The organism is Sphingomonas sp. Leaf62 (genome assembly GCF_001421915.1).
Lineage (GTDB): Bacteria > Pseudomonadota > Alphaproteobacteria > Sphingomonadales > Sphingomonadaceae > Sphingomonas.
Map to the genome: position 1 here is coordinate 83,492 of NZ_LMLN01000007.1, position 6,287 is coordinate 89,778.

Below are 6,287 nucleotides of genomic sequence, written 5' to 3' on the forward strand. Positions count from 1 at the left end.
ATTGCGCAAACCCGCAATACCCGCGCTGATACCCTCACTCAGCAGGGGTGGTTTCGGATAATCAGTTCGGTCACCTTCGTGCCGGCACTGGCGGCATGCCCCGAGACCGTCCACGTCGTCGCGACTTCCTCGATCGCGAAACGGGCGAACGTCCTGCCGGGCCGGGTGCCTCAAGAGGCGATCGCCGACCCGTCGATCACGATCCGGAAGCGGGTCGACGCGCCGATCGCCAGCGTGCCGATGTCGAACACGATATGGATCGAGTCATCGCCCTTGCGCTTCGTGCCGACCGGCAGCGCCTTGATCGCATAGGGATCGAGCGTTGGCGGGACAGCGATCGCCAGCCCGATCGTCGCGCGCGGGTCGTCGCTGCCGACCAGCAGCACGCGATCGCCCGCCATCGTCGCCCGCGCGCGGCCGCGCTCGACGATCTCGTTGACGGTCTCGTAGGCACCGGGCTGATCGAAGTCGATCAGGCGCATGTAGCGCAGGTCGATCAGCTCGGCGGGGCTGCGATTTGCCAACTCGACGTCAATCAGAATGCGCTTGCCCTCGACCAAGATCCGCTGGTCGACGCCGATCCCGTCGTCCGTGGTACCAACGAAGCGGATCGCTTCGGCCTCAGCCGACACGGTGCCGTCGATCTGGTGGTAGCCGGTCAAGACCGCCGAGGCCGACTGGACCTTCTTGCCGCCGGCGCGGTGCGCGGTGACGAAGCCCTCGACCGAGCGACCGTACAGGACGGCGTCGCCCATCAGCGGGGCGGTCGCGTAGCAGAAGATCCCGCTGCGCAGATAGCCCCGCTCGGCATCGGTCGGGATGCCGGCCGGCAGCGCGCCAGCGGTACCGAAGCTGCCGAGGCTACCGACGCCAAGCGAATAGAAGTCGGTCAGCAGGAACGCTTCGAGCCCGCCGGCAAGCGTGGTGAAGGTGCCGGTGCGGACCTTGGTTGTCGGGGACGGTGCCGGTGTCGGCGCTGGCAGCTGCTCAATGACAGGCGCGGTCGCGCTGTAGGTTGTGCCCTCGACCAAGTAGACACGCTCGATACCTACCAAGAAGCAAATACGGGTACCCCAGCGATAAACGTACTTGCGCTTCTTCTCGTCCCACTCGCCTTCGGTAGTGTTGAGCGCGGCGGGGAACTTAATTTGCTGGCCGTGCTGCAGCTTCGGCGTCTGCCCATGCTTGACGATGATGGTAGGTACCATGACAGCTCCATTTTTAGTAGGGAAGGTCGCGGCAGCGCACATGCGTCGCCGATGCGACGTCAGACGGTTTTGAGCCTTGTTCTGACGGCAGCATTTATTGCGTCAGTACAACGCAAAAACGCCCAGCCACGATGGTGACTGGGCGCGTTTTCATGGGAATGAAGTAACGGTATGGCTCAAGATGAGCCATTACCAGTTTCGAACGTTAGAGGTCGGCCGAAGTCGCTTATGCAGACTTGCTGAAACCAGTAACCGTCGCCCGGTTCGCCCATGGCAAGCGGTACATAAACCCCGCACGGGCAACAATTAGAATGCGCCGGACCTGCAACGAGACGGGAACGACGATCAATACACCGAGCGGCACCAAGGCGTTTGCCAAGCTGCCCAACCGTCCGGCACCAAGTTCGGCAACGATCGCGACGTAAAGCGCGATCAGCGGGACCTGCGCCACATAAATAGGCAGTGTGTTCAATCCAAGATATCGAAGCAGCTTGCTGGGCCGGTCAAAGCTATCCAAGACGCGCGCGATTATGAAAAGTAAGGCAACGCCGAAGATCGACGCCCCAAACCGGAACACGGTGGCAATGAGCCCGGCAGCGAAAACCGACATGCCGAAGCAACTGCAGAAGGCCAACAGAGCGGCAACGATACTATAACGGATTGGCAGACTGCCCAACCCCGTGATCGATTTTGGGAACATGGCAGCGGCGTAGAAAAACACAAAATATGAGAGCGCGTTGCGGTGCGCGAGGTTAGCAAGCACGCCGCCATCCTCCCCGGCTGGACCGTTTGCGAAGTACAGCGAGACTATTGACACTACCACGGCGACGCCCGCAACAACCCGCTTATCGAATGGCTGCAAAACTTTCGCCAGCACGAAGAACAATGCGAGGCACCATAGGAACCAAAGGCCAGTCGTGGGCATCAGGATTGCCCAGCCAATTTCTGACAGTTCTGTACCCTCGGTCGGGTTGTCGGGGTTCCGGATTAGAAATGCCGAAAATAGCCAACGGACGATCGTCCAGATAACGAACAGCCAGAGGTACAGCGCAACCTTGTGCCGAAGCAGGTCTGACCACGACTTACGCAAAGCGGACCCAGCAAAAACGCCCGATGCAGCAAAAAATAGGGGCATGCGGATCGGTGCCAGAAACGCGTTCAGTTCGTAGACCCGCCACACGTTGATATCGGCGGCCAAGGCCAACTGGCCCACATGCAGCATCGTCACCATTAGGATCGACAGTGCCTTTGCAGCGTCGATCCATTCGACACGCTGTTTGGTAGTCGTGTGCATAAGCCCCCCGGCGGTCATTCGCCGCGCCACGCGGCGGCAAACAACTAGCACGGACCGATCGATGGGAACACCGTTGCCCGATCAGAGGCCGTGGTGTATTCTCCGACATATGAACGACCTAATCCGCATACTGTGGCAAACCTTCAAGCGGGTAGATGCTGCGCTTGTTTCGTTCTTCTTCGATCCGCCGCCGAAGCTAGACCGCTGCCCCGAATGCGGGGGCACCGACCGCTTCGACGGGCGTGGCACGTGTCAGCATTGCGACGCGATCTGAGTGGTAGGAGCGACGCGAACTACGGGGAAGCGAACTGCTAGCACGCAGACCGCTGCTGAAGATATCGCCGCACACTGACGGACTGTTGCGATTTAACAATCGCTCACTACACTGTTCGGCATGAAGAGACGTAAGTGGACCAGTGCGGAGGATTTCTCTCGCGCGGCTCGTCGCAGAACTGCCGGCCAGCTGCTTGCGGTGCTGTTCTTTGTTTCGCAAATCGGTCTTTGCGCATGGGAAGCTGTGGAGGCTCACCGGAACGGGGCCGGCGAGCGCTCACCGTTCGCGGTGCTGTTCTGACGACTAGACGTTGTACTTCCACTCCGTCTTCATGTCAGCGCGCATCTGCGCAATCTCCGCATCAGATTGAGCCGCCGCAGAGAACACGTCGTGCGCCATCTCGCCCGCAAGGCCTGTCGATGGGTAGCGGCTCGCCTGATTTGTCGTTCCCTGACAGTTGCCGATCGAATAGCGAGCATTCCCAGTCCAAGGCGACGCGGAGGAATGCGGTACGGCGGTGGCTACCCGCGTGTCATCGACCCAAGCATCGCTCGTTCCGTCACCATTGTGGCGGACAGTGATCAAGTGCCAGACGCCTTCAGTGATCCGCCCGAGATTAAGATCCGAAGTGCTGGACGTATTCGCGCCATAACGGAACGACGAGTCCGCCGTCGCCGGATCGCGCTTGACGATCGTCATATTGCGCGTCGACGTAGGGCTGACCTGCTCGGAAAGACCGCCGATGATGCACGTTCCGGACCCGACATCGAACCTGACCAGCCACGCTTTCGTGAATGCGGTGTTGCTTCCCGTCAGAACCGCGGCGGCAGGCACAACCGCACCGGGGGCGTTCTGGGCGGACTCCAGCACGGTGGTGCCAGCACCGTCCACACCGTTCTTGTTGAAGCGCGCGACAGACTTGCCGTTGAGCGCGTTCGGAACACGCGACGGGCTCGATGTGACGGTCGGTGCCTTCGCGAGATCACCTGCGCCGGAGACCGCGTTCCCGAGCGCCGTGAAGTCGCCCGATGCCACCGCGTACGAAGCATCCCGGCTCATGTCGAAGTTCGCGACGAGCGCCGGCCAAGACTCGAAGGCGTATTTACCGGCGGCTGCCGGCGCAGTCACTCGCAACGTGAACTCCTTGGTCGCAACCTGTCCACCGTTGTTCGTGCCGGTGATCGTCAGCGTGCGAGTGTCGACCGCACCGGGGGTGCCGTCGATCAGATAAGTCGTCCCGCTGTAGGGAAGGTCAGACGGTAGGCCGGCGACCGTTACCTGTTTGGCCCGCCTGCCATCATTCCCCGTTACCAGCACGCCGCAGTTCACCAACGGATAAAGGTCGAGCTTGAACGGCTTTCCCAGCTCGATCGTGATCATCGACGGGATGTTGATGACCGGTCCGACCTCGATCGCGATCCGGAAGACCTTGCACGAGCAGCCGGCCCGGATGACGTACATGCCGACGTTAAGCCGGCCTGGCGTCGTGAGGTTGATTGCCAGCTCACGTGTCGAGGAGTTGAAGGTAACGCCCGGCGGCAAATCGAGATAGAATTTGCCATCGGTGGTGCCGCCCGGTTCGTTGGGCTCCACCATGCACGCTTCGATTTTCTCCGTTACCGGCTCGCCCCACAGCGCCATCTGGGTCGGCAAGACCACCGTTTTGCTCTCGCCGGACGCAACCTGAATCAGGAGCGGAGCTACCTGCGGTACGTAGTGCTTGTTGGGCACGTACAGCGCTATGTAGCCGTATTCCAACCGGCTCAGGCCGGTCGGCCTCGGGACGTTGTACATGTGATTGCTGAAGACCGGGTGGTACGGCTGCGCCAGGACCTTCTCCGGCCGCTTGGCGTACTGATATCCGAGCTGTCCCTCGAGATAGAAGTTGACCACGCCCTGCGCGTCAGCGTGGAACGCCATGGTTTTAGGCGTGGACCAATCCACGGTGACCGGATCACTGCCGGCGGAGTCCGTTTCGGACCGGGTGACCGCGTCCCACGCGTTGATATTGAATTCGAGCTGGCGGCCGTCGCCTGCGCCGCTTTTCTTCGATGCCGCTTCGTAGTCGACTTCGACGTCCCCGCGGGTGAAGCCCATGTAATTCATGAACCAGGTGGTCATGTGGTCGCGATAGTTCGCGAACCGCTGCTCCTCCCATTTGTAGACGAACGGTGCCGTCACCATCACGTCGAAGGCACCGTGGGCCATCGACGACATCGTGTTCTGGTTGGCAAACGGGACGTGCTTGTCTTCGCCCGCAGCCATTTCGCGCTGGCGCAGCGACAATTTTCCGCCGGACTGAACGATGATGTCCGACAGCGATGCAATCGGTTCGCCACGATTACTGTCGAGGTGACCCGTCCAGTATGGATCGGCGTCAACGCCGCCAAGACCGGTGGAAGCGCGGGGCTGCTGGCCGGGATCGAAGATCAAATAGTTGCCACGCGTCGGGCACCAGCGGCCGAAACGCTGCGCGGGCGCGGGGCCCATCAGATCAAGCGGTCCGTCGAACTCGTCGCCCCAGACGAGCTTCATGCCGGCTTCGGGCCCGGACGTCGCCAGCGTGTTGATCGCAACACCGCCAATGATGCCGGTTTGCGTCGGTGTCGGCGTCGGTGCGGCGACGAGCGGAAGCCGATCGAGCGGCATCGGCACGGGATAGGCACCGGCACCCGACGCCACGAGGGCCACGGCGGCGGTATCCGTCAGGTCAAGCAGCACCGGTACCCGCGACACATATGCCGGCGGGAAGTAGAGAACCTTGGTCATGGGTATGCTCCCGCAGGATCAGCGCGGCTGATCGGTGGTGCAGCCGGCGGGGGCGGTGCCGGTGCTCAGGATGGAGTCGAGGCAGGTCCGCTCGTGGCGGACGGCGACGGCGCGGACGTTGCCGCGGCCGACGGCGGCGACTGCTTCGGCGAGGCGCTCCAGCAGCTCGCCGAAGAAGGCTTTCGGCACCGAGACCAGCTCGCCGTCCTGCGATGCGGCCAGCGGCCTGATCGTCTCGGTCCGCGTCAGCGCTTCAGGGAGCGCCGGCAGCTTCGGCCGTTCGGTTCGTGCGAGCGATGCCCGCGTTGAGTTCGTCGCGCAGCCGGTCGACAGGCACGACAGGAGGAGCAGCGCCGGCAACAGCCGGCGGCGTGGCGTCGAGTGCATCGCGCAGGTCCTTGATGGTGGAGCGGAGAAGGGTTTCGGACAGCACGTCCGCGCGCGCGGTCCGGTCGGCGATGGCGATCGTCACGTCGGCCGCGAGGCGCTCGTCGGCGCGCGCTTCGGCAGTGCGCTCGCGGTGCTGTTCGCCGATCGCGACCCGGGCACTGGCCCCGCCGGCGGACCGGCCGGAGCGATAGACCAACCCGATCGCCAGCCAGATCGCGCCGGCGATCGCCAGCACGGCGACGGCGATCGCCACCGGCTTCGCGGCCCGGGTTGGCACTCCGAGCCCGAGCGCCAGCTTGGCGAGGCCAGCGATCACAGGAAGAGGTATTCGCCGCGAGCGTCGAAGCTCGGG

Annotated in this window: 5 protein-coding genes; 1 reads left to right on the plus strand and 4 read right to left on the minus strand. The window is 62.8% G+C overall.

All coding sequences use genetic code 11. From position 1 onward, the window contains the following. Window positions 1–170 precede the first annotated feature (170 nt). Entirely contained in the window at window positions 171–1,208 is a 1,038-nt protein-coding gene (locus ASE91_RS05225) for a hypothetical protein (protein WP_056623508.1), read from the minus strand. 226 nt (window positions 1,209–1,434) lie between these two features. Continuing rightward, window positions 1,435–2,520 carry an acyltransferase family protein gene (locus tag ASE91_RS05230; protein ID WP_056623511.1) on the minus strand — a complete coding sequence of 362 codons (1,086 nt, stop codon included), beginning with the start codon at window positions 2,518–2,520 and terminating at the stop codon, window positions 1,435–1,437. A 91-nt stretch (window positions 2,521–2,611) separates the two neighbouring features. Here ASE91_RS05230 and ASE91_RS20470 point away from each other — a divergent pair, with 91 nt between their 5' ends. Next, window positions 2,612–2,776: a hypothetical protein gene (locus ASE91_RS20470; RefSeq protein ID WP_235530327.1), complete on the plus strand. Its 165-nt coding sequence runs from the start codon at window positions 2,612–2,614 to the stop codon at window positions 2,774–2,776. Window positions 2,777–3,079: 303 nt separating this feature from the next. On the opposite strand, the gene ASE91_RS05235 is transcribed toward ASE91_RS20470, so the two are convergent. Together ASE91_RS05235 and ASE91_RS19880 are read right to left on the minus strand one after the other, a co-directional pair. Further along, window positions 3,080–5,545, minus strand: coding sequence for a hypothetical protein (locus ASE91_RS05235; protein ID WP_056623514.1), 2,466 nt, complete (start codon window positions 5,543–5,545; stop codon window positions 3,080–3,082). A 253-nt stretch (window positions 5,546–5,798) separates the two neighbouring features. After that, the coding region (locus ASE91_RS19880) for a hypothetical protein (RefSeq protein WP_235530328.1) at window positions 5,799–6,287 on the minus strand (489 nt) is incomplete at its 5' end.

Excerpts from the sequence above, each read along its gene's own strand:
- ASE91_RS05230 (WP_056623511.1), bottom strand. The coding sequence starts at position 2,520 with ATGACCGCCGGGGGGCTTATGCACACGACTACCAAACAGCGTGTCGAA.
- ASE91_RS20470 (WP_235530327.1), top strand. The coding sequence starts at position 2,612 with ATGAACGACCTAATCCGCATACTGTGGCAAACCTTCAAGCGGGTAGAT.
- ASE91_RS05235 (WP_056623514.1), bottom strand. The coding sequence starts at position 5,545 with ATGACCAAGGTTCTCTACTTCCCGCCGGCATATGTGTCGCGGGTACCG.
- ASE91_RS05225 (WP_056623508.1), bottom strand. The coding sequence starts at position 1,208 with ATGGTACCTACCATCATCGTCAAGCATGGGCAGACGCCGAAGCTGCAG.